The organism is Mesorhizobium sp. WSM4846 (assembly GCF_055811415.1).
The window spans coordinates 118,825-142,477 of the sequence record NZ_JBVVPZ010000012.1; the positions used below are offsets into that span (position 1 = coordinate 118,825).

At 63.2% G+C, this 23,653-nt stretch carries 21 protein-coding genes; 9 read left to right on the plus strand and 12 right to left on the minus strand.

Going from position 1 to position 23,653, the window contains the following annotated elements:
- Position 1: 1 nt before the first annotated feature.
- Complete coding sequence (locus tag AC0L15_RS13330; RefSeq protein ID WP_287066900.1) at positions 2-1,129, minus strand: PQQ-dependent sugar dehydrogenase; 1,128 nt, start codon at positions 1,127-1,129, stop codon at positions 2-4.
- A gap of 296 nt (positions 1,130-1,425) precedes the next feature.
- On the opposite strand from AC0L15_RS13330, the gene AC0L15_RS13335 reads away from it, so the two are divergent.
- From AC0L15_RS13335 to AC0L15_RS13345, 3 genes are all read left to right on the plus strand, one after another.
- The gene (locus tag AC0L15_RS13335; RefSeq protein ID WP_023802903.1) at positions 1,426-1,851 is read left to right on the plus strand and encodes a globin family protein; all 426 of its coding nucleotides are present in this window, start codon (positions 1,426-1,428) and stop codon (positions 1,849-1,851) included.
- 65 nt (positions 1,852-1,916) lie between these two features.
- Complete coding sequence (locus AC0L15_RS13340) at positions 1,917-2,243, plus strand: hypothetical protein (RefSeq protein WP_287250646.1); 327 nt, start codon at positions 1,917-1,919, stop codon at positions 2,241-2,243.
- Positions 2,244-2,370: 127 nt separating this feature from the next.
- The gene (locus AC0L15_RS13345) at positions 2,371-2,904 is read left to right on the plus strand and encodes a DUF2380 domain-containing protein (RefSeq protein WP_287066902.1); all 534 of its coding nucleotides are present in this window, start codon (positions 2,371-2,373) and stop codon (positions 2,902-2,904) included.
- Between the two features lie 75 nt (positions 2,905-2,979).
- On the opposite strand, the gene AC0L15_RS13350 is transcribed toward AC0L15_RS13345, so the two are convergent.
- From AC0L15_RS13350 to AC0L15_RS13370, 5 genes are read right to left on the minus strand one after another with little or no spacing between them, the layout of a single operon-like run.
- Complete coding sequence (locus AC0L15_RS13350; RefSeq protein WP_287250644.1) at positions 2,980-3,810, minus strand: dipeptide ABC transporter ATP-binding protein; 831 nt, start codon at positions 3,808-3,810, stop codon at positions 2,980-2,982.
- Positions 3,807-4,682: an ABC transporter ATP-binding protein gene (locus AC0L15_RS13355; RefSeq protein WP_287250658.1), complete on the minus strand. Its 876-nt coding sequence runs from the start codon at positions 4,680-4,682 to the stop codon at positions 3,807-3,809. The genes AC0L15_RS13350 and AC0L15_RS13355 overlap by 4 nt, the downstream gene beginning before the upstream one ends.
- A 2-nt stretch (positions 4,683-4,684) precedes the next feature.
- On the minus strand, positions 4,685-5,602 hold the full coding sequence (locus tag AC0L15_RS13360; protein WP_473496467.1) for an ABC transporter permease subunit: 918 nt from the start codon (positions 5,600-5,602) through the stop codon (positions 4,685-4,687).
- 1 nt (position 5,603) lies between these two features.
- Positions 5,604-6,611 carry an ABC transporter permease subunit gene (locus tag AC0L15_RS13365; RefSeq protein ID WP_027151636.1) on the minus strand — a complete coding sequence of 336 codons (1,008 nt, stop codon included), beginning with the start codon at positions 6,609-6,611 and terminating at the stop codon, positions 5,604-5,606.
- A 58-nt stretch (positions 6,612-6,669) separates the two neighbouring features.
- The gene (locus tag AC0L15_RS13370; RefSeq protein ID WP_287250642.1) at positions 6,670-8,262 is read right to left on the minus strand and encodes an ABC transporter substrate-binding protein; all 1,593 of its coding nucleotides are present in this window, start codon (positions 8,260-8,262) and stop codon (positions 6,670-6,672) included.
- Positions 8,263-8,690: 428 nt separating this feature from the next.
- Here AC0L15_RS13370 and AC0L15_RS13375 point away from each other — a divergent pair, with 428 nt between their 5' ends.
- Complete coding sequence (locus AC0L15_RS13375) at positions 8,691-10,625, plus strand: long-chain fatty acid--CoA ligase (protein WP_128168287.1); 1,935 nt, start codon at positions 8,691-8,693, stop codon at positions 10,623-10,625.
- A 29-nt stretch (positions 10,626-10,654) separates the two neighbouring features.
- Positions 10,655-11,416, plus strand: coding sequence for a class I SAM-dependent methyltransferase (locus AC0L15_RS13380; protein WP_473480047.1), 762 nt, complete (start codon positions 10,655-10,657; stop codon positions 11,414-11,416).
- Here the strand turns inward: AC0L15_RS13380 and AC0L15_RS13385 are convergent.
- Positions 11,400-12,122 (minus strand): HAD family hydrolase, encoded by a 723-nt coding sequence (locus AC0L15_RS13385; protein ID WP_023802893.1) that lies wholly within the window; start codon positions 12,120-12,122, stop codon positions 11,400-11,402. The genes AC0L15_RS13380 and AC0L15_RS13385 overlap by 17 nt on opposite strands.
- A 5-nt stretch (positions 12,123-12,127) precedes the next feature.
- Positions 12,128-13,771 carry a glucose-6-phosphate isomerase gene (gene pgi, locus AC0L15_RS13390; protein ID WP_287066905.1) on the minus strand — a complete coding sequence of 548 codons (1,644 nt, stop codon included), beginning with the start codon at positions 13,769-13,771 and terminating at the stop codon, positions 12,128-12,130.
- A 370-nt stretch (positions 13,772-14,141) separates the two neighbouring features.
- Here pgi and pdxR point away from each other — a divergent pair, with 370 nt between their 5' ends.
- A complete protein-coding gene (gene pdxR, locus AC0L15_RS13395; protein WP_023802891.1) occupies positions 14,142-15,635 on the plus strand; it encodes a MocR-like pyridoxine biosynthesis transcription factor PdxR in 1,494 nt (497 codons plus the stop codon).
- 195 nt (positions 15,636-15,830) lie between these two features.
- A complete protein-coding gene (locus AC0L15_RS13400; RefSeq protein WP_287250641.1) occupies positions 15,831-17,420 on the plus strand; it encodes a trimethylamine methyltransferase family protein in 1,590 nt (529 codons plus the stop codon).
- 121 nt (positions 17,421-17,541) lie between these two features.
- Here the strand turns inward: AC0L15_RS13400 and AC0L15_RS13405 are convergent, their stop codons facing one another.
- The 3 genes from AC0L15_RS13405 to AC0L15_RS13415 all read right to left on the minus strand — a co-directional run bounded on the left by AC0L15_RS13405 (position 17,542) and on the right by AC0L15_RS13415 (position 20,349).
- Positions 17,542-17,940 carry a hypothetical protein gene (locus AC0L15_RS13405; RefSeq protein WP_287066908.1) on the minus strand — a complete coding sequence of 133 codons (399 nt, stop codon included), beginning with the start codon at positions 17,938-17,940 and terminating at the stop codon, positions 17,542-17,544.
- A gap of 184 nt (positions 17,941-18,124) precedes the next feature.
- Positions 18,125-19,534 (minus strand): chromate efflux transporter, encoded by a 1,410-nt coding sequence (chrA, locus tag AC0L15_RS13410; protein WP_287250657.1) that lies wholly within the window; start codon positions 19,532-19,534, stop codon positions 18,125-18,127.
- Positions 19,531-20,349 carry a chromate resistance protein ChrB domain-containing protein gene (locus AC0L15_RS13415; protein ID WP_473496468.1) on the minus strand — a complete coding sequence of 273 codons (819 nt, stop codon included), beginning with the start codon at positions 20,347-20,349 and terminating at the stop codon, positions 19,531-19,533. The genes chrA and AC0L15_RS13415 overlap by 4 nt, the downstream gene beginning before the upstream one ends.
- Positions 20,350-20,536: 187 nt before the next feature.
- Here AC0L15_RS13415 and AC0L15_RS13420 point away from each other — a divergent pair, with 187 nt between their 5' ends.
- Positions 20,537-20,956 carry a GFA family protein gene (locus AC0L15_RS13420; protein WP_287250640.1) on the plus strand — a complete coding sequence of 140 codons (420 nt, stop codon included), beginning with the start codon at positions 20,537-20,539 and terminating at the stop codon, positions 20,954-20,956.
- A 179-nt stretch (positions 20,957-21,135) separates the two neighbouring features.
- On the opposite strand, the gene AC0L15_RS13425 is transcribed toward AC0L15_RS13420, so the two are convergent.
- Positions 21,136-22,941: an IlvD/Edd family dehydratase gene (locus AC0L15_RS13425; RefSeq protein WP_128174072.1), complete on the minus strand. Its 1,806-nt coding sequence runs from the start codon at positions 22,939-22,941 to the stop codon at positions 21,136-21,138.
- A 157-nt stretch (positions 22,942-23,098) separates the two neighbouring features.
- On the opposite strand from AC0L15_RS13425, the gene AC0L15_RS13430 reads away from it, so the two are divergent.
- The gene (locus AC0L15_RS13430) at positions 23,099-23,560 is read left to right on the plus strand and encodes an SRPBCC family protein (protein WP_023802884.1); all 462 of its coding nucleotides are present in this window, start codon (positions 23,099-23,101) and stop codon (positions 23,558-23,560) included.
- The last annotated feature ends 93 nt before the right edge of the window (positions 23,561-23,653 follow it).

Genomic DNA, 23,653 nt, shown 5'->3' on the forward strand with positions numbered 1-23,653 from the left:
ATCACTGCGACGCTCCCGGCGTCAGTCGCAATATCCTTCCCGCTGGTTCGTCGGTCAACGCCATGACCGCGCCGTCGGGAGCCTGCACCACGTCCCGGATACGCCTGCCGAGAGCGAGGACTTCCTCGCCGGCGACCTGCTTTCCGTCGATCCTGACACGAACGATGCCTTCCGCCGACAGTCCGCCAATCAAGAGGTCGCCGCGCCAATCGGCAAACATGTCGCCGGTGTAGAAAGTCATGCCGGAAGGCGAGATGACGGGTGTCCAGCTATGGATTGAGTCGGCAAACTCCGGCCGCGTCGACGGTTCGGGGATGCGTTCGCCCGAATAGTGCCGGCCCCAGCTGACCACGGGCCAGCCGTGATTCCTGCCCGCTTGCGGAATGTTCAGCTCATCGCCGCCGAGCGGTCCCATTTCCGCCGTCCAGAGCACGCCGGTTTGGGGATGGAGCGCAGCACTTTGCACATTGCGATGGCCGTAGGACCAGATCTCGTCGGCGCCGTCCTTGCCGACGAAGGGATTGTCGTCAGGCACGGAACCATCGGGGTTGATGCGGACGATCGTGCCGAGGTGATTGTTCGGGTCCTGCGCCTCTCGCATCTTGCCGCGCTCACCGAGCGTGACGAAGAGCTTGCCATCCGGCGCGAATACCAGGCGGGAGCCGTAGTGCAGCCGGCTGGATACGGCTGGTTCCTGCCGGAAGATCACTTCGAAGTTCGAAAGCGCGCTGCCGTTCTCGTCCAGGCGTCCACGACCGACCGAGGTGGCCGCGCCGCCGCCGCGTTCCTCCGAATAGGAGAGATAAACCGTTCGGTTGTTGGCAAAGTCCGGATCGAGCGCCACATCTAGCAGACCGCCTTGTCCGCTGGCAAGGACGTCCGGCACACCGTCGATCGGGTCGGAAACGGCTCCGTCGGTCGAGACAAACCGCAGCCGCCCCGGACGCTCGGTGACCAGCAACGCGCCGTCGGGCAGGTAAGTCGCGCCCCAGGGATGCTCGAGCCCTTCGGCAAAGGTCTCGACCGCAACGCGGCCTGTCTCGCTCTCGATGCTGCTGCCCTGCGCGAGCGTGGCTGAGGGCGCACCGAAGGCGAGAAGAAAAGACGAAGCAATGAATATCCGCAGCATGATTTCTCCATCCGAACGGAGGCATAGGGGAGGAGCCGCTGGCTCTCCGATATAATGACCGACTGCCGATGCAGTTCCAAGCTGGCGCCGCGCCCCAGGTTTTCAGCTATGGCAAGGTCGAGGTCGGCGAGAGTTCGGCCTGGCACTCTCGGCATGCCTCTAGATAAAGAAGACAAATGAGCGCGAACTGAAACCAATTGAGACACAACTGAAACACATCCAGGCGCAGGCGACATGCAAGCGAAACGCTTTGGGGCGATGGTCGCCGCAAGACCAGGAACCCAGGAGCGTCGCCGATGACACCCGACCAGACCAGACTTGTCCAGGACAGTTTTCGCGAGATCGTGCCGATCCGCGTGGCCGCCGCCGCGCTGTTCTACGAGCGTCTGTTCGCGATCGACGCGGATCTTCGCGCGCTGTTTCCGGTGACAGACATGACCAAGCAAGGCGCCAAGCTAATAGCGAGCCTCGGCTTCGTCGTGCATGGACTGGACCGAGCCGACACCATCCTGCCGACGGTGCGCGTGCTCGCCAGGCGTCACGTGACTTACGGTGTCGAGGAGCGTCATTACCCGATCGTCGGGCAAGCGCTCATCGAGACGCTGGCGGCCGGCCTCGGCACGGCTTTTACGCCGGCTGTCCGCGAGGCTTGGGAGGCGGCCTACGGGTTGCTCGCCAGCGTAATGATCGCGGCTGCCCGTGAGGATCAGCTCGCCGCGTAAATTTTGGGGATGCAACCGCAGGCGACCACCCACCCAAACGACAATTCCAAATGGAGAGAAACACGATGTTCAGACACACAGCACTTGCGGCGCTTTGCGTCGTGGCAGGTTCCGCTTCTGCCGGCGAACTCACGGCCCGTCAGGGTGGGACCGTTGATCTCGGCAATTTTCATGGCGTCGTCTACTACACGGAGGCGGATGACGGCTACCGGGTGGTCACCACGATGGCGGCGGGCGAAGAAAACCTGCCAGTGCGCTTCGTCGCGACCCTCAGCGAGGGCCAGGCGTTCGTGATCTCGGTCCCGGGCGCGTTGGCAGGGGCCGGCCAGGCACTCGAAATCTCGCGCGCCAAAGGCAAGCTGGTTGTGGCGGAGGTGGAGTCCACCCAGTAACAGGTTGAAAGTTGACGTCGCGACGCAACCGGGTAGTCTGCGCCCGCTTCCGCGTCTTCCAGCAGCGCGAAGAGACAAATCGGCACCGTCATTGGGATGGGTATCGTCCTAACCTCGGAGAAACGAGATGCTCAAGGTGCAAAGTGCGGAAGTTCGATTTCGACTTTTTGAGTGTGGACAATTTTTCCTGATCCTGATGGTCGCTGGTCTACTTGCGCCGGCCGCTTTTGCCGATGTCGTCGAGCCAGCGACCCTCGCCGTCGCGGATTTCGAGTTCAGGGATACATCAGGCGAAGTCAGGGACCAGACCGCCGAACACGAAGCGCGACTGAAGGCATTTGGCGTTACGTTGCAGGATGGCCTTTCGGAGAAGATCAAGCTGGTCGCGTTACCCTGTCAGGCAGAACAGTGCACCATCAAGGACCCCGGCCTTGTCGATCTCTCGAAACAGGCAAAAACAGCCAGCGCGAAATATCTCCTGATCGGTCAGGTGCACAAGATGAGCACGCTGGTCGGCTGGGTGAAGTTTGCAGTGCTGGATTTGAGCAACAACAAACCTGTCTGCGATCGATACCTGACTTACCGGGGAGATACCGACGAAGCATGGCGGCGAGCAGCAGAGTTCACCGCGCGTGACGTCGAGAAGCACTGCATTCCGTAGGAATCGCCGTCGCTGTAGTCTTTGATCAGCCGGCGCCCTGAACCTCAGCATGGGCTGGGTACCGCAATTGCGGCGTCAGGCGGCCTTCTTCTTCGCCAGCCTCGCCTTGATGCTGGCAACGTCGGCGCGCGGCGTCGCCGCGAACAGCGTTTTGGTGTAGCTGTGCTTGGGGTCGGCAAAGACCTCGTCGCGCGAGCCGTACTCGACGGCCTCGCCATAATACATGACCATCACCTCGTCGGCGATGTAGCGCACCACCGACAGGTCGTGGCTGATGAAGACATAGGTCAGCTCGAACTCGTCCTGCAGGTCGGAGAGCAGGTTGAGCACCTGCGCCTGCACCGACAGATCGAGCGCCGAGACCGGCTCGTCGAGCACCAAAAGGCTCGGATTGAGCATCAGCGCGCGGGCAATGGCGATGCGCTGGCGCTGGCCGCCCGAGAACATGTGCGGATAGCGGTTGTAGTGCTCCGGTCCAAGGCCGACCTTCTTCAGCATCTTCATGGCGAGATCGCGCCGTTCGTCGGCTGGCGTGTCGGTGTTGATGAGCAGCGGCTCGCCCAGCACGTCGCCGATCTTCTGGCGCGGATTGAGCGAACCATAGGGGTTCTGGAAGACGATCTGCACCTTGCGACGCATCTCCTTCGTCAGCCCATTTTTGGCGATGTCGACCTTGTTGCCGTCGATGAAGAGTTCGCCCGCTGTCGCCGGATCGATCAGCGTGATGATACGTGCGAGCGTCGACTTGCCGCAGCCGCTTTCGCCGACGATGGCCAGCGTCTTGCCCTTGTCGACACTGAACGAAACGCCCTTGACCGCATGCACCGTGCGCGAGGGACGAAACAGGCCGCCGCCGACATGGTAGTCGCGCACGATGTTCTTGCCTTCGAGAACCGTCACGCTCATGACGCGGCTCCCGCAGCACGCCCGGCTCCAGCAGCAGAAGGGGCCGGTTCGAACAGCATGTCGGAAATGGTCGGCAGCCGGTCGCCGACGGCGTTCTCCGGCAGCGCCGACAGCAGCGCGCGCGTGTAGTTGCTCTTCGGCTGCTCGAACAGCGACAGAACGTCGGCCTCTTCCATCTTGCGGCCCTTGTACTGGACGATGACGCGGTCGGCTGTCTCGGCGACGACGCCCATATTGTGGGTGATCATGATCAGCCCCATGCCGTATTTGGCTTGCAGGCCGACCAAAAGATCGAGGATCTGCTTCTGGATGGTGACGTCAAGCGCGGTGGTCGGCTCGTCGGCGATCAGCAGCTTGGGATTGCAGGCGATGGCGATGGCAATCATGACGCGCTGGCACTGGCCGCCCGACATCTGGTGCGGGAACGAGTTCAGCCGCTCTTCCGGATCGGCGATGCCGACCAGCTTCATCAGTTCGATGGCTCGGGCCCGGCGCTGGGCGCGGTCCATGCCCAAATGGAAGCGCAGCACCTCCTCGATCTGGAAGCCGGCGGAGAAGCACGGATTGAGACTGGCGATTGGCTCCTGGAAGATCATCGAGATGTCCTTGCCGACGATCTTGCGGCGCTCGGACGGGCTGAGCTCAAGCAGGTCGATGCCGTCGAAGGCCATGCGATCGGCCTTTACCGTCGCCGTGTTCGGCAACAGCCCCATCACCGCCAGCATCGCCACCGATTTGCCGGAGCCGGATTCGCCGACGATCGCCAGCACCTCGCGCGGCTCGATCGACAGGTCGATGCCTTGCACGGCCATAAACGGTCCGGCAGCGGTATCGAAGGACACTGTGAGGTTCTTGATCTCGAGAAGAGGCATGGTCACGACCGCTTCAGCTTGGGGTCGAAGGCATCGCGCAGGCCATCGCCGATCAGGTTGATGGCGAGCACTGTGATCAGGATGGCAAGGCCGGGGAAGGTCACCACCCATGGCGCGCGCAGGATGAACTCGCGCGCCGTGGCCAGCATGGTGCCCCATTCCGGCGGCGGCGGCTGCGCGCCGACGCCAAGGAAGCCGAGAGCCGCGGCCTCGAGAATGGCGTTGGAGAAGGACAGCGTCGCCTGCACGATCAGCGGCGCCATGCAGTTCGGCAAGATCGTCTTCACCATCAGCCTGAGATGGCTGGCACCGGCCACCTTGGCGGAGATGACATATTCGCGGTTCTTTTCGGCCATCACCGCCGCACGGGTGAGCCGCGCGAAATGCGGCTGCAGCACCAGCGCGATCGCCAGCATGGCGTTGAACAGGCCGGGTCCGAGGATCGCCACCAGAACCAGGGCAAGCAGCAGCGACGGGAAGGCCAGGATGACGTCCATGACGCGCATGATCAGCGTATCGACCCAGCCGCGGAAATAGCCGGCGAGCACGCCGAGGACGATACCGCTGGTCAGCGAGAAAACAACGACGACCAGACCGATGAACAGCGAGAACCGAGCCCCGAAAATCAGCCGCGAAAGCATGTCGCGGCCAACGGCGTCGGTGCCGAGCAGGAACGTCGATCTGCCGCCCTCCTGCCAGGCCGGCGGCGCCAGCAGCGCATCGCGGAACTGTTCGTCAGGCGAATGCGGCGCGACCAATGGCGCGAAGATCGCCACCAGCACCAGCGCAGTGAACACGACCAGGCCGATGACGGCGCCGGTGTTCATCGAGTAGTAATGCCAGAACTCGGTGAAGGCGCGTTGCCGGCCGCCGGTCGGAATGGAGGCGGCGGTGGCTTCGGCCGTGGTTTGGTCGGTCATCTCACTGCACCCGGATACGTGGGTTGATGACGGCGTAGAGCACGTCGACGATCAAGTTCACCGCCATGACGATCAGTGCGATGATCAGCAAGCCGCTCTGGACGACGACATAGTCGCGCTTGGCGATCGCGTCGATCATCCACTTGCCGATACCGGGCCAGGAAAAGATCGTTTCGGTCAGGATGGCGCCCGCCATCAGCGTGCCGACCTGCAGGCCGATGGTGGTGACGACCGGGATCAGCGCATTGCGAAAAGCGTGGAGGCCGATGACCCGACGCGGCGCCAGGCCCTTGGCGCGGGCGGTGCGGACGTAGTCTTCGCCCAGCACCTCCAGCATCGCCGACCGGGTCTGGCGCGCTATGACGGCGAGCGGGATCGTCGCCAGCACGATCGCCGGCAGGACCAGGTGACTGGCGGCGGACCTGAAAGCGCCGCTCTTGCCGGAGATCAGGCTGTCGATCAGCATGAACCCAGTCGTCGGCTTGAAGAAATATTGAAGGCCGATGCGGCCGGACACCGGCGTCCAGCCGAGATAGCCGGAGAAGAAGATGATGAGCAGCAGCCCCCACCAGAAGATCGGCATCGAATAGCCGGTCAGCGCCACGCCCATCGTCGCCTGGTCGAACCATGATCCGCGCTTGACCGCGGCGAAGATGCCGGCGGGAATGCCGATGAGGACGGCGATGATCAGCGCGATCGTCGCCAGTTCCAGCGTCGCCGGAAACAGCGCCTGGAATTCACCCAGCACCGGCCGTTTGGTGGCGAGCGATATGCCGAAGTCGCCGGTCAGGACCCTGCCGATATACTCGAGATACTGGACGACATAAGGCCTGTCATAGCCAAACCGCTCGACGAGCTCGGCATAGCGTTCGGGACTGACGCCGCGCTCGCCGGCGAGCGCCGTGATCGGGTCGCCCGGCAGAAGCCGGACGAAAGCGAACGCCGCCAGCGATATGCCGAACACGGTCGGGATGATCAAGGCGAGCTTGTGGAGGAGATAGCGGAGCATCTTACTTCATAGAACGGCGGCGCCGGAAGTCCAGCGCCGCCGTTCTATTTCTCAGGAGTTATTCGGTGACGTCGACGCCGTCAAACCGATGAATGCCGAGCGGATCCATGACGAAGCCCGTAACTTTCTTGTTCATCGGCATGAAGACCTTGGAATGGGCGATGGTCAGCCACGGCGCCTCACGCTTGAACACGACCTGAGCCTCCTCGTAGATCTTGGTGCGCTCGGCGACGTCCGTGGTCGCCTTGCCCTTCTGCAGGAGGGCTTCGAACTCCTGGTTGCACCAGATCGCATAGTTGGACTGGCCGATGGCATCGCAGCCGAGCAGAAACAGGAAGTTGTCCGGGTCGCCATTGTCGCCGGTCCAGCCGAGCTGGAAGGCCCCGTCACGGTCCTTCTGCTTGCCGCGTTCGCGATACTCGGTCCATTCGTAGCTGACGATCTCGGCCTTCACGCCGATCTTGGCGTAGTCGGCCTGGATCAGTTCCGCGACCCGTTGGGCATTCGGATTGTACGGGCGGCTGACCGGCATTGCCCAGATCTTCATCGACAGATCCGTGACGCCGGCATCAGTCAGCATCTTCTTGGCCGCCTCGGGATCGTAGGGATCGTCCTTGACCTCCTTGTTATAGGACCACATCGTCGGCGGGATCGGGTTTATCGCCGCCTGGCCAGCGCCCTGATAGACGGCATCGAGAATGGCCTGCTTGTTGACGGCCATGTTGAGGGCCTTGCGGACCTCGACCTTGTCGAAGGGCGCCTGCGTCGTGTTGTAGGCCATGTAGCCGATGTTCAGGCCTTCCTGCTCGTCGACCTTGAGGTTCGGGTCGGCTTTCAGGCCGGCAATGTCGGCCGGCGCCGGGTACGACATGATATCGCACTCGCCCGCCTTCAGCTTCTGCGCGCGCACGGCCGGATCGGTGGTGATGGCAAAGATCAGATCGTCGATCTTCTGGCGGCCGCCATAGTAGCCGTCCCATGCCGCATAGCGGATGACCGCGTCGACCTGATAGTCGACGAACTGGAACGGACCGGTGCCGATCGGCTTCTGGGTGAATTGCTGCATGGTGCCAGCCTTGTCGAGCTGGTCGGCATATTCCTTGGAGACGATCGAAGCGAAATCCATGCCGAGATCCGGCAGAAAAGCGACCTCAGGCTTGTTCAGCACGAACTTCACCGTCAGGTCGTCGACCTTGACGATTTCCTTGAGAAGATCCGGGAAGCCCATGCCGGCAAAATATTCCCAGCCGGTGCCTGCCAGATAGTCGAACCACGGGTTTTCCTTCTTCCACTGGCGCTCGAAGGAGAAGATCACGTCGTCGGCGTTGAGATCGCGCGTCGGCGTGAAGTAGTCGGTGGTCTGGAACTTCACGCCCGGCCGAAGCTTGAACGTGTATTCGAGACCGTCGTCGGAAACCGTCCAGCTCTCGGCGAGGCCAGGCGTGATGGTGGTCTTGCCGTGTTCGAACTCGACCAGGCGCGAATAGATGGTGCGCGACGACGCGTCGAAATCGTTGCCACCGCTCCACGGCGACGGGTCGAAGCCGGCCGGCGACGCCTCCGAGCAGTAGACCAGCTGTTTCGCATTGGCCATGCCGCCGAGGACGCTTGCGGCCAGCAACGCGGCCGCAAAAGTCAGTTTCTTTTTCATGGAGGACTCCCTGATGTTCTTCCAAGCCCCTCTATCAGGCTCGTGAAGCGCGCATATAAGCACCGTTTTTCCGGCTTTGGAACACCCGGTTTGCTTACCCCATGGGAAGCAGAATTTATTTCTGCGCACTCGCCAAAAAGGAGAAGGAAATGTCAATTACCGCCTATCACGGTAATGTTAACGACTGCATTTTTTTATTGATCTTCAACCCGGCGTTGGTGAGGAACTGCGACCTTCGGCTGGTCGTTGCCGCGGACGATTTCTTCCCACCTTGCCGCAGGCGCAGACTTGCACGGCTGCCGATAGTCGCAATACATAGATGACAGGCTGGATTTCCTGGATGCCGGCAGCAGTGGAGGACGTCTCTGTCATTCGGAGGCGACGCGGCGAGCAGGCAGAGACAATAAGAACAATCGAGGGAGGGACGAGTGGCAAAAACACCAAGGACGACGGCACCAGCGACAGCCAAGGCCAAAACTGCTGCGAAACCGGCCAGCCCCGACAAGCTAAAAGCGCCGACGGCCAAAGCCAAGCCGAAGGCGGCCGCGGTGCCCGCCAAGGCCAATGTATCCGCGAAGGGTGGCGCAAAGCCCGCCGCCGCCAAACCAGCGGCGAAGGCGGCACCGACAGCGGCTGCATCGACGTCAAACCCAGGTCCGGCCACAAGGCTGCCGAATGTGGTTGCCGCCGGATTGCCGGAAAAACCCTGGCTCAAAAGCTATCCGAAAGTCGTTCCGGCCGAGATCGGCGCTCTGCCCTTCGGCTCCATCGGCGATCTGCTCGCCGACGTCTGCAAGCAGTACGCCAGCCGGCCTGCCTTTACCTGCATGGGCAAGACCATCACCTATGCGGAAGTCGAGCGGCAATCGGCCGCCTTCGGCGCCTATCTGCAATCGACGGGACTGCCGAAAGGCGCACGCGTGGCGCTGATGATGCCGAACGTGCTGCAATATCCGGTTGCGATGATGGCAGTGCTGCGCGCTGGCTATGTCATGGTCAACGTCAACCCGCTCTACACGCCGCGCGAGCTGGAACATCAGCTCAAGGATTCCGGCGCGCAAGCCATCGTCATTCTCGAGAATTTCGCCAGCACCTTGCAGGCGGTGATCGCCAAAACGGCGGTCAAGCATGTCGTGGTCGCGGCGATGGGCGACATGCTTGGCGGCCTGAAGGGGACGATCGTCAATCTCGTCGTGCGCCGCGTGAAGAAGATGGTGCCGGCCTGGTCGCTGCCGGGCCATGTCAAGTTCAACGCAGCGTTGAAGGCAGCCGCCGGCATGAATTTCAAGCCGGCGAAGGTCGCTGCCGACGACGTCGCCTTCCTGCAATATACCGGCGGCACCACCGGCATCTCGAAGGGCGCGGTGCTGCTGCACAGCAACGTGCTGGCCAACGTCGCGCAGAACGCGCTGTGGATCGAGGACGCCTTCACGGTCAAGCCCAAGCCGGCGCATCTCAACTTCATCTGCGCGCTGCCGCTCTATCATATCTTCGCGCTGACGGTGAACGCGCTGATGGGCATGCAACTGGGTGGCCAGAACATACTCATTCCCAATCCGCGCGACATTCCCGGCTTCGTCAAGCAACTCGGCAAATACCCGATCCACATCTTTCCAGGCCTCAACACGCTGTTCAACGCGCTGCTCAACAATGAGGATTTCCGCAAGCTCGACTTCAGGCCGCTGATCCTGACGCTGGGTGGCGGCATGGCGGTGCAGAAGGGTGTCGCCGAACGCTGGAAGGCGTTGACCGGCTGCCCGGTCACCGAGGGCTACGGGCTTTCGGAAACCTCGCCGGTGGCCACCGCCAACACATTCAGCGACGGCAACTTCACCGGCACGATCGGCCTGCCGCTGCCCTCGACCGAGATCGCCATCCGCGACGAAGACGGCAATGATTTGCCGCCCGGCGAAGTCGGCGAGATCTGCATCCGCGGACCGCAGGTGATGGCCGGTTACTGGAACCGGCCGGACGAGACCGCCAAGGTGATGACCAAGGACGGTTTCTTCAAGTCGGGCGACATGGGCTTCATGGACGAGCGCGGCTTCACCAAGATCGTCGACCGCAAGAAAGACATGATCCTTGTGTCCGGCTTCAACGTCTATCCGAACGAACTCGAGGAAGTGGTGGCGCTGCATCCGGGCGTGCTCGAAGTGGCCGCGATCGGCGTGCCGGACGAGCATTCAGGCGAAGTGCCGAAGCTGTTCGTCGTCAAGAAGGACCCGTCGCTGACCGCAGAGGTGCTGACTGTCTATTGCCGCGAGAACCTGACCGGTTACAAGCGGCCAAAATACATCGAGTTTCGGACCGAACTGCCGAAGACGCCGGTCGGCAAGATCCTGCGGCGGGCGTTGCGGGAATAGGAAGAATTTGGGCGGGAATAGGGACAATTTTGGCCGATAGCCTTACTGTCGATGACGCGGCGGATACGCTTTCCCGTCCCGATCCGCTAACGTTCATCAAGGCGAACATGCGTATCGCCCCTGTTGCCGCGCTTCCCGAAATCCGGCTTTATGCAGCCCATCCAGCGAGCGGACTGTGGCGGCTGACGCGTCCACAAGGACGAGCAGCCGAGCCGGAAGAAGAAGCAAACGAAGCCGACGAGGATGGCCCCGAGCCGCAGCCTCCTTACTGGGCCTATGCCTGGGCCGGCGGCGCGGTGCTTGCCCGCTACATCCTCGATCGGCCGGAGACCGTGGCTGGGCTTCGCGTGCTCGATCTCGGCGCCGGGTCTGGCCTCGTCGGTATCGCCGCGGCAAGGGCCGGCGCCAGCCAAGTGATTGCATCCGAGATCGACCGCAATGGCGTCGCCGCGCTCGGTCTCAATGCGGCGGCGAACGGCGTCGAAATCACGGTCGTCGGCGAGGACATCACCGCTGGTCCGCCGCCGCCAGTGGACGTCGTGGCAGCCGGCGACTTGTTTTACCGGCAAGATCTCGCCGACCGGGTCATCCCCTTCCTCGACCGCTGCCTGGCCGCCGGCATCAATGTGCTGATCGGCGACCCGGGCCGCGCCTACTTGCCCCGCTCGCGGCTTCACCTTCTGGCCGAATACCAGGTGCCGGATGTCGGCCAAGGCACGGCGACGAAGCCGAGCGGCGTCTTCTCGTTCGAGCCGGAGCAACCCGGAGGCGAGTTCAGATCGTCTCCTTGACCTTTGCCGAAAGAAAGTCGGGCAGATCGGCAACCGAATCCAGAATGACGTCGGCGATCTGCGACAGCGATTCCCGCGTGCCGGTGCCGGAAAGCACGCCGATCGCCAGACCGCAGCCGCCGGCCCGCGCCATCTCCAGATCGTGGCGATTGTCGCCGACCACGGCGATCGCGGCAGGCCTCAGGCCGGTCAGGTCCGAGAAGGCGAGGATCGTGTCGGGCGCCGGTTTCGGATTGGCCACCGCGTCGTAACCATAGGCGGCGTCGAACAGCTGCGCGACGCCCAGCGTGAGCAATGTCTTCTCAGCGCCAGTGGTCGAATCGTTGGTGGCGACGCCGAGCCGGTAGGATTTCCTGTGAAGAACGCCAAGCGTCTCGACGATGCCCGGCAGCGCCACCGCCATCGACGAGCCCTGCACCGACGTGATCTCGTTGAAGCGGGCGACGGCAAGCATCTGGTCTTCATCCGACAGTCGCGGAAACCAAAGCTCGACGACATCCATGTTGGTGCCGGAGGCAAAGATGGAATCGGGCTTGAAGCGTTTGGTGGCGAAATCGTAGCCCGCCGCGGCAAGCAGCCTGTCGGCCTTCCAGCGGTCGCCCTCCGCCGCATCCATCGCCATGAAATCGGCAACGCCGAGCCACGTCGCGTTGAAGTCGACAAGGGTGCCGTCCTTGTCGAACAATATTCCCTTGATCTCGGCCAAGCCGCTTACTCCGATCCGCGCAATCGATGGATGTGTCCCACCAGTCCGGCAGTCGAAGCGTCCCGCTTTGCGGCATTCTCCTTGCCTTCCACGACAGGCAGCAGCCCGGTCGCCAGTTCCTTGCCCAACTCGACGCCCCACTGGTCGAAGGAATTGATGTTGAAGAGCGTGCCCTCGACGAAGACGCGGTGCTCATAGAGCGCGATCAGCCGTCCGAACGTATGCGGATCGAGTTGTCTGTAGAGGATCGTCACCGAGGGCCGGTTGCCGGAGAAGACGCGATGCGGGGCGATCCTGTCGACCTCGGTGGGCGCCATGCCCTTTGCCAGCATCTGCGCACGCGCTTCCTCCAGCGTGCGACCCTTCATGAACGCCTCCGACTGCGCCAGGCAGTTGGCGAGCAACAGGTCGTGGTGATGATTGAGATCCGGCTCATGGCCGATGGCTGCGGCGAGGAATTCGACCGGAATGAAATCGGTGCCCTGGTGCAGCAGCTGGAAGAAGGCGTGCTGGCCATTGGTGCCGGGCTCGCCCCAGACCAGCGGGCCGGTCGGCGTCTGGACAGCGCCGCCGTCGAGGGTGACGCTCTTGCCGTTCGATTCCATATCGAGCTGCTGCAGATAGGCCGGCAGCCTGGACAGGCGCTGGTCGTAGGGAATGACGGCGCGGGCGGGGTATTGGCAGATCACCCGATGCCACCAGCCGATCAGCCCCATCAGCGCCGGCAGGTTGCTGGCCAGCGGCGCCGTCTGGAAATGTTCATCCATCGCATGCGCGCCATCGAGAAAGGCGCGAAAATTCTTCGGGCCGACGGCGATCATCACCGGCAGGCCGATCGCGCCCCACACCGAATAGCGTCCGCCGACCCAGTCCCAGAAGCCGAAGACGCGGTCGGACGCAATGCCGAACTTGGCCACCAGGTCGAGCGCCGTCGAGACGGCGGCGAAATGCTTGCCGACCGCTTCCTTGCCGAGCGCCTTCTGCACCCATTCGCGCGCCGTCTCGGCATTGGTCATCGTCTCGATGGTGGTGAAGGTCTTGGAAGCAACGATGAACAGCGTGGTTTCGGCGGAGAGGCCCTTCAGCGTGTCGTGGATATGGGCGCCATCGATGTTCGACACGTAATGCGTGCGCGGCCCGTCGTGATAGGGCGCCAGCGCCAGCGTCGCCATGGCCGGGCCAAGGTCGGACCCGCCGATGCCGATGTTGACGATGTCGGTGATCTTCTTGCCAGTGGCGCCGGCCGCCTTGCCGGAGCGCACGGCATCGGCGAAGCCGCCCATCGCATCGAGCACGGCGATAACCTGCGCCTTCACGTCCTGGCCGTCGAGCACGATGCCCTTGCCGTTCAGGTTGCGCAGCGCGGTGTGCAGCACGGCGCGGCCTTCGGTGACGTTGATCTTCTTGCCCGAGAACATCGCAGCGCGCCGGCCTTCGAGATCGGCGGCTGCCGCCAGCTTCTCGAGCAGATCCATCGTCTGCGCATCGACCGCGCATTTCGACCAGTCGAGCAGCAGGTCGCCGTCGGTGGCGGAGAATTTTTCGAAGCGCTGCGGATCGGCGGCGAAAGCCTCGCGCATGCTGCCCGATTTGGCCGCACGGTGATCGCGCAGGGCGTCGAGCTGTTTTTGAAAGGACGATTGATCCACTGCCTCACTCCGAGCCTTGAAATGCCAACATAACAGACCGGGTGTTTCCGGCGCGTGTCGTCGCGCCGAACTATCTAGCCGAAATCGACTGGTTTCAATGCGCCGCGATGACGCGTTGCGTCAGGCAGCGATGACGCAACGCGGCACGCGGGGGATGGCGCGCTGCGTCAGGCAGCCGGATGACGCTTTGCGTCACCAGCGGGATTACGCGCTGCGTCACCAGCGGGATGACGCTTTGCGTCACCCTTGGGAAGGATCACTGGCGTAAATCCCAGTGATCAGAAAAATTGATTGGCGCAACAGCTTGTGCCACCGGTACATTCGACTGGTCCAGCCAGGTGAAAAAGGCTGGCCATCGAGGAACATCCCCATGCCACAGCGAAACGACACGGCCATATGGTCCGGCCTGTTCCGGATTTCGGCGGAATCCGGCCAGACCCTGCAGGCGCAGATCCGCCAAGCGATCGTCGCCGCCATCCTCGACCGGCAAATCGCCGCTTCGATGCCGCTTCCGTCCTGCCGGATCCTGGCCGAGAAACTCGGCGTGGCGCGCGGCACCGTCGTGCTGGCATTCCAGCAGCTCGTCGACCAGGGTTTCCTGGTGGCGCGCGAACGGCGCGGCCATTTCGTCAATCCGGACGTGCTGGCGACGCCGGCCAAACCGCACCAGAAGGCGCCAGACCAGGCCAATGAGATCGACTGGAAGGCGCGCCGGCAGATCGCGGCCAGTGACATGCCGCCGCCGGCCAAGCACGACAACTGGATCAAGTCGTCCTACCCCTTCGTCTATGGCCAGTTCGATCCGGCACTGTTCCCGACAGCCGAGTGGCGCGAGTGCAACCGCATGGCGCTGGCCGTGCTCGAGATCCGCAATTGGGCGTCCGACATGGTCGACCGCGACGATCCGCTTTTGATCGAGCAGATCCAGGCGCGGCTGTTGCCGCGGCGCGGGATCTTCGCCAATCCCGATGAGATCATCGTCACGCTCGGCGCGCAGAACGCGCTCTACATGCTGGCGACGCTGCTGATGACCAAGGGCTCCAAGGTGGCCATGGAAGACCCCGGATATCCCGATGCACGCTCGATTTTCCGGCTGGCGGGTGCCGACGTCGCACCGGTTCCGGTCGACCATTCCGGCATTGTAACCGCTTCTATTCCCAACGATTCCGGCTTCGTCTTCGTGACGCCCAGCCACCATTGCCCGACCATGGTGCCGCTGTCGGCGGAGCGCCGGCAGGACCTGCTGGCGCGCGCCAACCGCCATAACCAGATCATCATCGAGGACGGCTATGACAGCCAGCTTCTGGACGAGGCGCCGCAGCAGGCGCTGAAGAGCCTCGACCGTTCCGGCCGCGTCATCTATGTCGGCTCGATGTCGAAGACGCTGGCTCCGGGCCTTAGGCTCGGCTACATTGTCGCCTCGGCCGGGCTGATCTCCGAGCTTCGCGCGCTGCGTCGCTTCATGCTGCGTCATCCGCCGGCCAACAACCAGCGCGCGGTCGCGCTGTTCCTGTCGCTTGGCCATCACGAGGCGCTGGTGCGGCGGCTGTCGAGCGCCTTCGACGAACGGCGCAAGCGTCTGATCCATGCGATTTCCGCCTTTCTGCCGGAGTGGCGCTCGACCGATTCCGCCGGCGGCGCGTCGCTCTGGCTCGAAGGGCCGCGCGGCACCGATTCGCGCGGGCTGGCCGAGGCCGCCGCCTCGCGCAGCGTCATCATCGAGCCTGGCGACCGTTTCTTCGACCGCACCGAAAAGCCGTCACGCTTCATGCGGCTGGGCATCTCCTCGATTGCGCTGCAGCACATCGAGCCCGGCATCCGCGAACTGGCGACGGCGGCCGGACGACGGCCGGCGGCGGCTTGAGGCCTCGTCTGGGCCGGGACCGGCCACCGTTGTTTAGCGCCCTGGCATATGCGACGGGACCCTCTGGCTCATAGGCTGTGCCAATGCCGACGGCATAGTTCGAAGCATAAGGGGACGAAGCGGCCGATGGTGGACCAACCACCTGGTGGACCAACCACCGCCGCCCGCTTCGCAGCTAAAGGTGGAGTGCCTCCCATGTCAGTGGCTGTTGAGAAGCCGGACACGCCCTCGGACCAGCGTTCGCGGCGTTCCGGCGGGCGCGAAGCGCGTCGCGCCATGCGGGCAGCACCCCTTGCCGACGATATCAAGCCGGTGCGCGCCGGCCTCGAAGGCGGAAGCTACGGGCCGCTCAGCGAAAACGACCGCGAGCGCATTCACGAAGCGGTGCTGACGCTGCTTGAAACGGTCGGCTTCGCCAATGCCATCCCATCCTGCATCGAGGCGCTGACCGAGGCCGGCGCCACGCTCAGCGAGGACGGCCGCATTCGTTTTCCGCGCGCGCTCGTCCTCGACACCATCAAGAAGGCGGCACGCCATTTCACCCTGCATGGCCAGGATCCCAAGCACGACATGCTGATCCAGGGCAAGCGCGTGCATTACGGCACGGCGGGCGCCGCGGTGCATCTGGTCGACGTCGAGAAGCGCTGTTATCGCGAGTCGCTGCTGCAGGACATCTATGACGCGGCGCGCATCGTTGAAGGGCTCGACAACATCCATTTCTTCCAGCGGCCGATGGTGCCGCGCGACATCCCCGATCCGCTCGACATGGATTTCAACACGCTTTACGCCTGCGTGATGGGCACGTCGAAGCATGTCGGCACATCGTTCACGGTGCGCGAGAACGTCAAGCCGGCGCTCGACATGCTCTATGCGATTGCCGGCGGCGAAGAGAATTTTCGCGCTCGGCCTTTCGTCTCCAATTCGAACTGTTTTGTCGTGCCGCCGATGAAGTTTGCCGAGGATGCCTGCGGCGTGCTCGAGGCCTGCGTCGAAGGCGGCATTCCGATCCTGCTGCTGTCGGCCGGCCAGGCGGGCGCCACGGCGCCAGCGGCGATCGCCGGTGCGGTGGTGCAAGCGGTGGCCGAGGTGCTCGCCGGCCTCGTCTATGTCAACGCCATCAAACCCGGGCATCCGGCGATCTTCGGCACCTGGCCGTTCGTCTCCGACCTCAGGACCGGCGCGATGTCCGGCGGCTCGGCCGAGCAAGCGGTGCTGACCGCTGCCTGCGCCCAGATGGCGCAATTCTACGACCTGCCCGGCGGTTCGGCCGCCGGCATGACGGATTCGAAACTGCCCGACATTCAGTCCGGTTACGAAAAGGGCATCACCGATGTGATGGCCGGCCTGGCCGGCCTCAACCTTGTCTACGAATCGGCCGGCATGCACGCCTCGCTGCTCGGCTTCTGCCTGGAAAGCCTGATCATTGACAACGACATGCTCGGCCATTGCCTGCGCTGCGTGCGCGGCATCGAGGTGACCGATGAGTCGTTGTCGATAGACACCATCGCCGAGGTCTGCCTGAAGGGGCCGGGTCATTACCTCGGCAATGAGCAGACGCTGCGGCTGATGCAGACGGAATATTTCTATCCGGCGGTCGGCGACCGCTTTTCGCCGAAGGAATGGAACGAGAAAGGCAGGCCCGACATCCTGCAGCGGGCGATCATCGAGAAGAACCGCATCCTCGCCGAGCGCTTCCCGCGCCACGTGCCGAAGCCGGTCGACGACAAGTTGCGCGCCCGCTTCGGCAATCTGATCCAACTGCCGCGCAGCGGCATGGGCGGCTGAAGACGGTTCTCGTCAAACGGTCAGAGACTAATCCATCCCGGCAAAATCGGGATGGGGCTCTAGCTCTTTGTTTGACCATGATCGTTTCCGAAAACCGGGTTCCACTTTTCGGGATCATGGTCTAGTCGGCGCTCAACCCGTAGCGGTCGACGACCTCGCCACTGATCAGCTTGGCATGCAGCGTCATCAGTATGATTTGCGCATCGAAGCTGTCGCCGGCCTCGAGTGCCGCCTCGAGCCGGCGCTCCGCATCCAGCCTATGTCGAAGGCCGTTGGATTGCTCGAATGCTTCCGGCCCGGCAATACAATAGCCAAGCAGCTGCGCCACCGGCGGGTAGGCTTGTGGCGGCGGCTCGTCGGGCCAGTGGTCCTTCATCAGATTGACGATGGTGAGCTTTGCTCCCTCCGGCACAAGGGCGGGATGAAGGTCAACGTCGCGTAACGCGGCGTCGAGTTGCCTGAGGTCGCCTGAACGGCCGAACATTCCAAGGAAGCCTAGGGAGGAGCGTCGTCTCGCCATGATTTTCCTATCCGATTGCCCGAAACCGCAGCGAAGCGCCGTCCGCAGGCAGCCGCTAAAGCGCGTCGCATTTGAGCCGGCCGCATGCGACGCGCTTCAGGTTGTTGTTTTATGCATGTCGTTATCGCAAAACCGCTGCACACGCTCGGGTCAGGCCCGAGGGCATGCTTTTGCGCGACATGCATTAACCACTCGCTGCCAGCAACAGAACACCGGCGAGGGCCGATCCCGCAAGCGTCGGCAGCATGCCGATCTTCAGCTTCAGAATGGCGATCATGGCAGCACATGACAGCAGCGCCGCGCGCCAGTCGATGGATGAGAGCACCGGCACGTCGGTTCCAAGCCCGACGTTGCGCACCTCGCCGAAGATGACGTGCAAGCCGAACCACAGAGCGAGATTCATGATGACGCCGACGACGGCGGCGGTGATCGCGCCCAGCGCCGCCGACAGCGCCTTGTTGTCGCGCAGGGATTCGATATAGGGCGCGCCGAGGAATATCCAGAAGAAGCAAGGCGTGAACGTCGCCCACAGGGTGAGCATCGCCCCAAACGATCCGGCAAGCAGCGGGCTCAACGATCCGGATTGGCGGAACGCGGCCAGAAAGCCGACGAACTGCAGGACCAGGATGAGTGGGCCGGGCGTGGTCTCGGCAAGCCCGAGGCCATCGACCATCTCACCGGGTGCGAGCCAGCCGAAGGACTCGACCGCTGCCTGCGCGACATAGGCAAGGACCGCGTAGGCGCCGCCGAATGTGACGACCGCCATGACGCTGAAGAAGCCGCCGATCTGCGTCCACACACTGGCGGATCCGGTAAAAGCCCAGATCAGCAGCACCGGCCCGAGCCAGATCGGCAGCCAGATCGCGACGGTGCGCGGTGCATGCCATCGCGTCGGCTGGGTGTGGGCCAGTTCGCCGCGCTCGAACATCAGGTCGACCGCGCCCTTGATGTCGGGAACCGCGTCCTTGCCGCGCGCCGCGCCGGAAAAAAGCGCTGGCGCAACACGATTTCCAATCCAGCCCGTCAGGCCGGCAAGCAGGACGATGAGCGGAAACGGCATGTTCAATGCATAGATGGCGATGAAGGCGGCGAGCGCGATCGAAACCATGACCCGGTTCTTCAAGGCACGTCGTCCGATCCGGATCATCGCCTCGATCACGATGGCGAGCACGGCCGCCTTTACCCCGAAAAACAGCGCCTCGACGAGCGGAGCGTCGCCATACAGCGCATAGAGGATGCTCAAGGTGAGCATCACAAGCGCGCCCGGCGCGACGAACAGGATGCCGGCGACCAGGCCGCCGATCGTCCGGTGCAGCAGCCAGCCGATATAGATCGCGAGTTGCTGGGCTTCAGGGCCGGGCAGCAGCATGCAGTAGTTCAACGCATGCAGGAAACGTTGCTCGCCGATCCAACGCCGTTCCTCGACCAATTCCCTGTGCATGAGCGCGATCTGGCCGGCCGGCCCGCCGAAGCTGAGCAGGCCGATTTTCGCCCAGAGTTTTACGCCTTCACGGAAGCTTGGCGCAGCCGGCGCTTCGACGATCTCGGCCGTTTTTCCCAAAGCTCCCGTTTTGTCAGAAGCCGGGGCGCTCATGATGGCTTGCTCGCGCTTGGCCAATTGTGCGTCTCCTCGGTGGCGTCGCGGCACCATCGGAAAAACGCGTCGTAAAGCAGCATTCCTGCCTCCAGCTGTTCCAGGTCGTCGCGAAACATCCGCGACAGGCCAAGCGAGGCGGCCAGGAATCCGGCTGCCTGGGGAACCAGATCGAGGCGTGCGGTATCGGCTGCGCGCACGATCATGGCCAGGCGGTCGAGCGCCTCGGATTCAAGCCCGAACTCTTCGATCATCGTATCGAAGGTGCAGCACTCGCCGCGGTGAGTCCAGAACACATTGTCGATGTCGAAAGGCACGGCCTGAAAGCGGTCCGCAGTGGCCGACACTTCGGCCGCCTCGACAAAGAGGAAGACCGCGCTCGGATCGATGAAACGCCTGATCAGCCAGGGGCAGGCGATGCGATCGACCTTCGGGCGGGCCCGCGTCACCCACACGGTGCGGCCTTTTTCATCGCGGGGCGGTATCTTGCCGGCATTGATCAAAGGCCCCTTGCCATCGCGCCAGGCCTCGAACCCGCCTTCGATGGATTCGGCGGCAATGCCTTCATGCCGCAGCCATGCGGCCACGCCTTGCGAGAGCTTTTGCCCTCTTTGGCAGACGACCGTCACTCGGCTGCCGGCGAATTCGGATGCCCAGGTCGAGACGGTTTTGAAATCACGCCGGTTTGAGGCCGGCAGCAGGCGCGGATCGGCGCTGTAATCCTCTTCGATGCGAACATCGATGATCGCGGGCGCGCCCGGCAGACCAATCAGACGGGACAGTTGCGATACGGTGATAGCGGTTGTCGACGGCATGGCGTCCACCTCCTTGAGAGAGAAGCTTGGACGCGAACGTTGGGCTGACGCCTCACGGGGTCGTCGCGATGCACCCCTTGCCATCATCGTGGATTTGTCGCGCCCGCTTGTCAAGCGCCATGCCTGGAGCAAAGGATGCTCTGGCTCCGGGGGGCGGCAGAGCCAGGACACGTCTGGGAGGAAACCCATGAAAAAGACCTATCACGGCAGCTGCCATTGCGGTGCAGTGCGTTTCGAAGCCGAAATCGACCTCACTGAGGGCATCCGCAAATGCAATTGCAGCTTCTGCTGGAAACTCGGCTACCGGAAATCCTTCGCCGCCTATGAGGCCGTGCGGGTGACGGATGGCCGCGACCGGATGCGGGAGTACAAGGCGACGCCGTCGAACTGGCCGGAAGGCGACATCAACCACTATATGTGCCCGAACTGCGGCGCGAATTTTCTCTCGCGCGGCTATCTCGATTTCATGGGCGGGAATTTCTGGGCGGTGAACGTCGCCTGCCTCGACGACGTCACCGAAGAGGAACTCGCCGCAGCCCCAATCCTCTACGAGGACGGCAAGCACGACAGGCAGGACCAGACGCCTGAGATTGTTGGCTATTTATAGGCGCTTGGGTGCGGCTTGGCGCTCTTCCTTCTCCCCTTGTGGGAGAAGGTGGATCGGCGCGCAGCGACGAGCCGGATGAGGGGTGCTGGACGGAGTGCGTCGGTGCCAAGCTGGAGCACCCCTCATCCGTCGCCTTCGGCGACACCTCCCACAAGGGGAGAAGGCAAAAAAAGACGCGTTCAGTGATTGTCCCGCGGCACGCCTGCGGTGTGCGCCACATCCTGGTATTTCACCGCGGGCTTCAGCACCATTCCTTCGGAGAACTGGTCGACCATGCCGCGCTGGATCTCCTGCCATGGGGTCTGGTGCTTGGGGTAGCGATAGCCGCCACTGTTCTGCAGCTCGGCGCGCCGGCGCGTAATCTCGTCATCGGTGACGAGAATGTCGGCAGTGCCCTTGCGCAGGTCGATGCGGACGCGGTCGCCGGTCTTCAACAGCGCCAGCCCGCCGCCTATGGCGGCTTCGGGCGAGGCGTTGAGGATCGACGGCGAGCCCGACGTGCCTGACTGGCGGCCGTCGCCGATGCAGGCCAGCGCATGGATGCCCTTCTTGATGAGATGGGCCGGCGGCTGCATGTTGACGACTTCGGCGCCGCCGGGATAACCGATCGGGCCGGCGCCACGCATGAACAGGATGGTGTGCTCGTCGATGCCTTGCGCCGGGTCGTCGATGCGGGCGTGGTAGTCCTCTGGCCCGTCGAAGACCATGGCGTTGCCCTCGAAGGCCTCGGGGTCGTTCGGGTTCGACAGATAGCGCTCGCGGAATTCGGGCGAGATGCCGCTGGTCTTCATGATCGCCGAATCGAACAGATTACCCCTAAGATTGATGAAACCGGCATTGTCCTTCAGCGGCTCGGCGACGGTGCGGATAACATCGAGATTCTCGTTGACGGCCGCGCTGCAATTGGCGCCGATCGTCTTGCCGTTGACCGTCATGGCGTCGGGATGAGGCAACAGCCCGGCCTTCATCAGTTCGGCCACCACCGCCGGCACACCGCCGGCATGGTGATAGTCCTCGCCGAGATACTCGCCCGACGGCTGCAGGTTGACAATGAGCGGTATCTGGAGGCCGACCGTCTGCCAATCGTCATTGTCGAGCGGCACGCCGAGATGGCGGGCGATGGCGTTGAGGTGGATCGGCGCGTTGGTCGAGCCGCCGATGGCCGAGTTGACGACGATGGCGTTCTCGAAGGCCTGGCGGGTCATGACGTCTGAGGGTTTCAAGTCCTCATGCACCATGTCGACGATGCGCTTTCCCGTCTCATAGGCGATCTGGCCGCGCTCGCGGTAGGGCGCCGGAATGGCGGCCGAGCCCGGCAGCTGCATGCCGAGGGCCTCGGCCAGCGAGTTCATGGTGGTGGCGGTGCCCATGGTGTTGCAATAGCCGGTGGACGGCGCCGAAGAGGCGACGATGTCCATGAACTCGTCATAGCCGATCTCGCCGGCCGACAGGCGCTGGCGCGATTCCCAGACGATGGTGCCGGAGCCGGTGCGCTTGCCCTTGTGCCAGCCGTTGAGCATCGGGCCGACCGACAGCGCGATAGCCGGAATGTTGACGGTGGCGGCGGCCATCAGCAGGGCCGGCGTCGTCTTGTCGCAGCCGATGGTGAGCACGACGCCGTCGAGCGGATAGCCGTAGAGCACCTCGACCAGGCCGAGATAGGCGAGGTTGCGGTCGAGTGCGGCGGTCGGGCGTTTGCCCGTCTCCTGGATCGGGTGGCACGGGAACTCGAAAGGGATGCCGCCCATCGAGACGATGCCCTCACGCACGCGCTTGGCCAGTTCGAGATGATGGCGGTTGCAGGGCGACAGATCCGAGCCGGTCTGGGCGATGCCGATCAGCGGCTTGCCCGACATCAGTTCGGCACGCGTCAGCCCGTAATTCAGGTAGCGCTCGAGGTAAAGCGCCGTCATCCCCGGATTGTCCGGATTGTCGAACCACTCCTGCGAGCGAAATTTCTTTTTCTGCGTGGGGGCGCCGGCCATCATGGTCTCCGTATTTGTATGACAAATCGATATGACAACGCGCGAGAGCAGGCAAGAGGCACGCGCCATCCGATTCCGGACTTTGGTGCGATAGACATGTGTTTACCCCCACGCTAGACCGGATCGGGGTTTGTCAATTCGTATCCGGGAGATTTTGATGGCTTTGGTTATCGAAGGCGAGGAACGCATCGCCGCACCCTTGCAAAAGGTGTGGGAGGCGCTGAACGACCCGGACGTTCTGAGGCAGACCATTCCGGGCTGCCAGAGCCTCGAAAAGAAGTCGGACACCGAGATGGCGGCGACCGTGGTGGTCAAGATCGGCCCGATCAAGGCGACGTTCAACGGCGAGGTGACGCTCAGGAATCTCAACCCGCCGCATTCCTACACCATCCAGGGCGAGGGCAAGGGCGGCATCGCCGGCTTCGCCAAAGGCGGCGCCGATGTGACGCTGACCGCCGATGGCCCGGAGGCGACGATTCTCAGATATGCGGCCAAGGCCGATGTCGGCGGCAAGATCGCCCAGCTCGGCAGCCGTCTGATCGAATCGACATCGAAGAAACTGGCCGGACAGTTTTTTTCGAGCTTTGGCGACAAGGTGGGCGGCTCCCCTCCCCCTTGAGGGGAGAAAGACCCGTTGTCCGAACCGGATAGATAGGTAACAGAATGGACTGATTGCATGGGTGACAGTTTTCTCCTTCGCCGGGAGGACCGG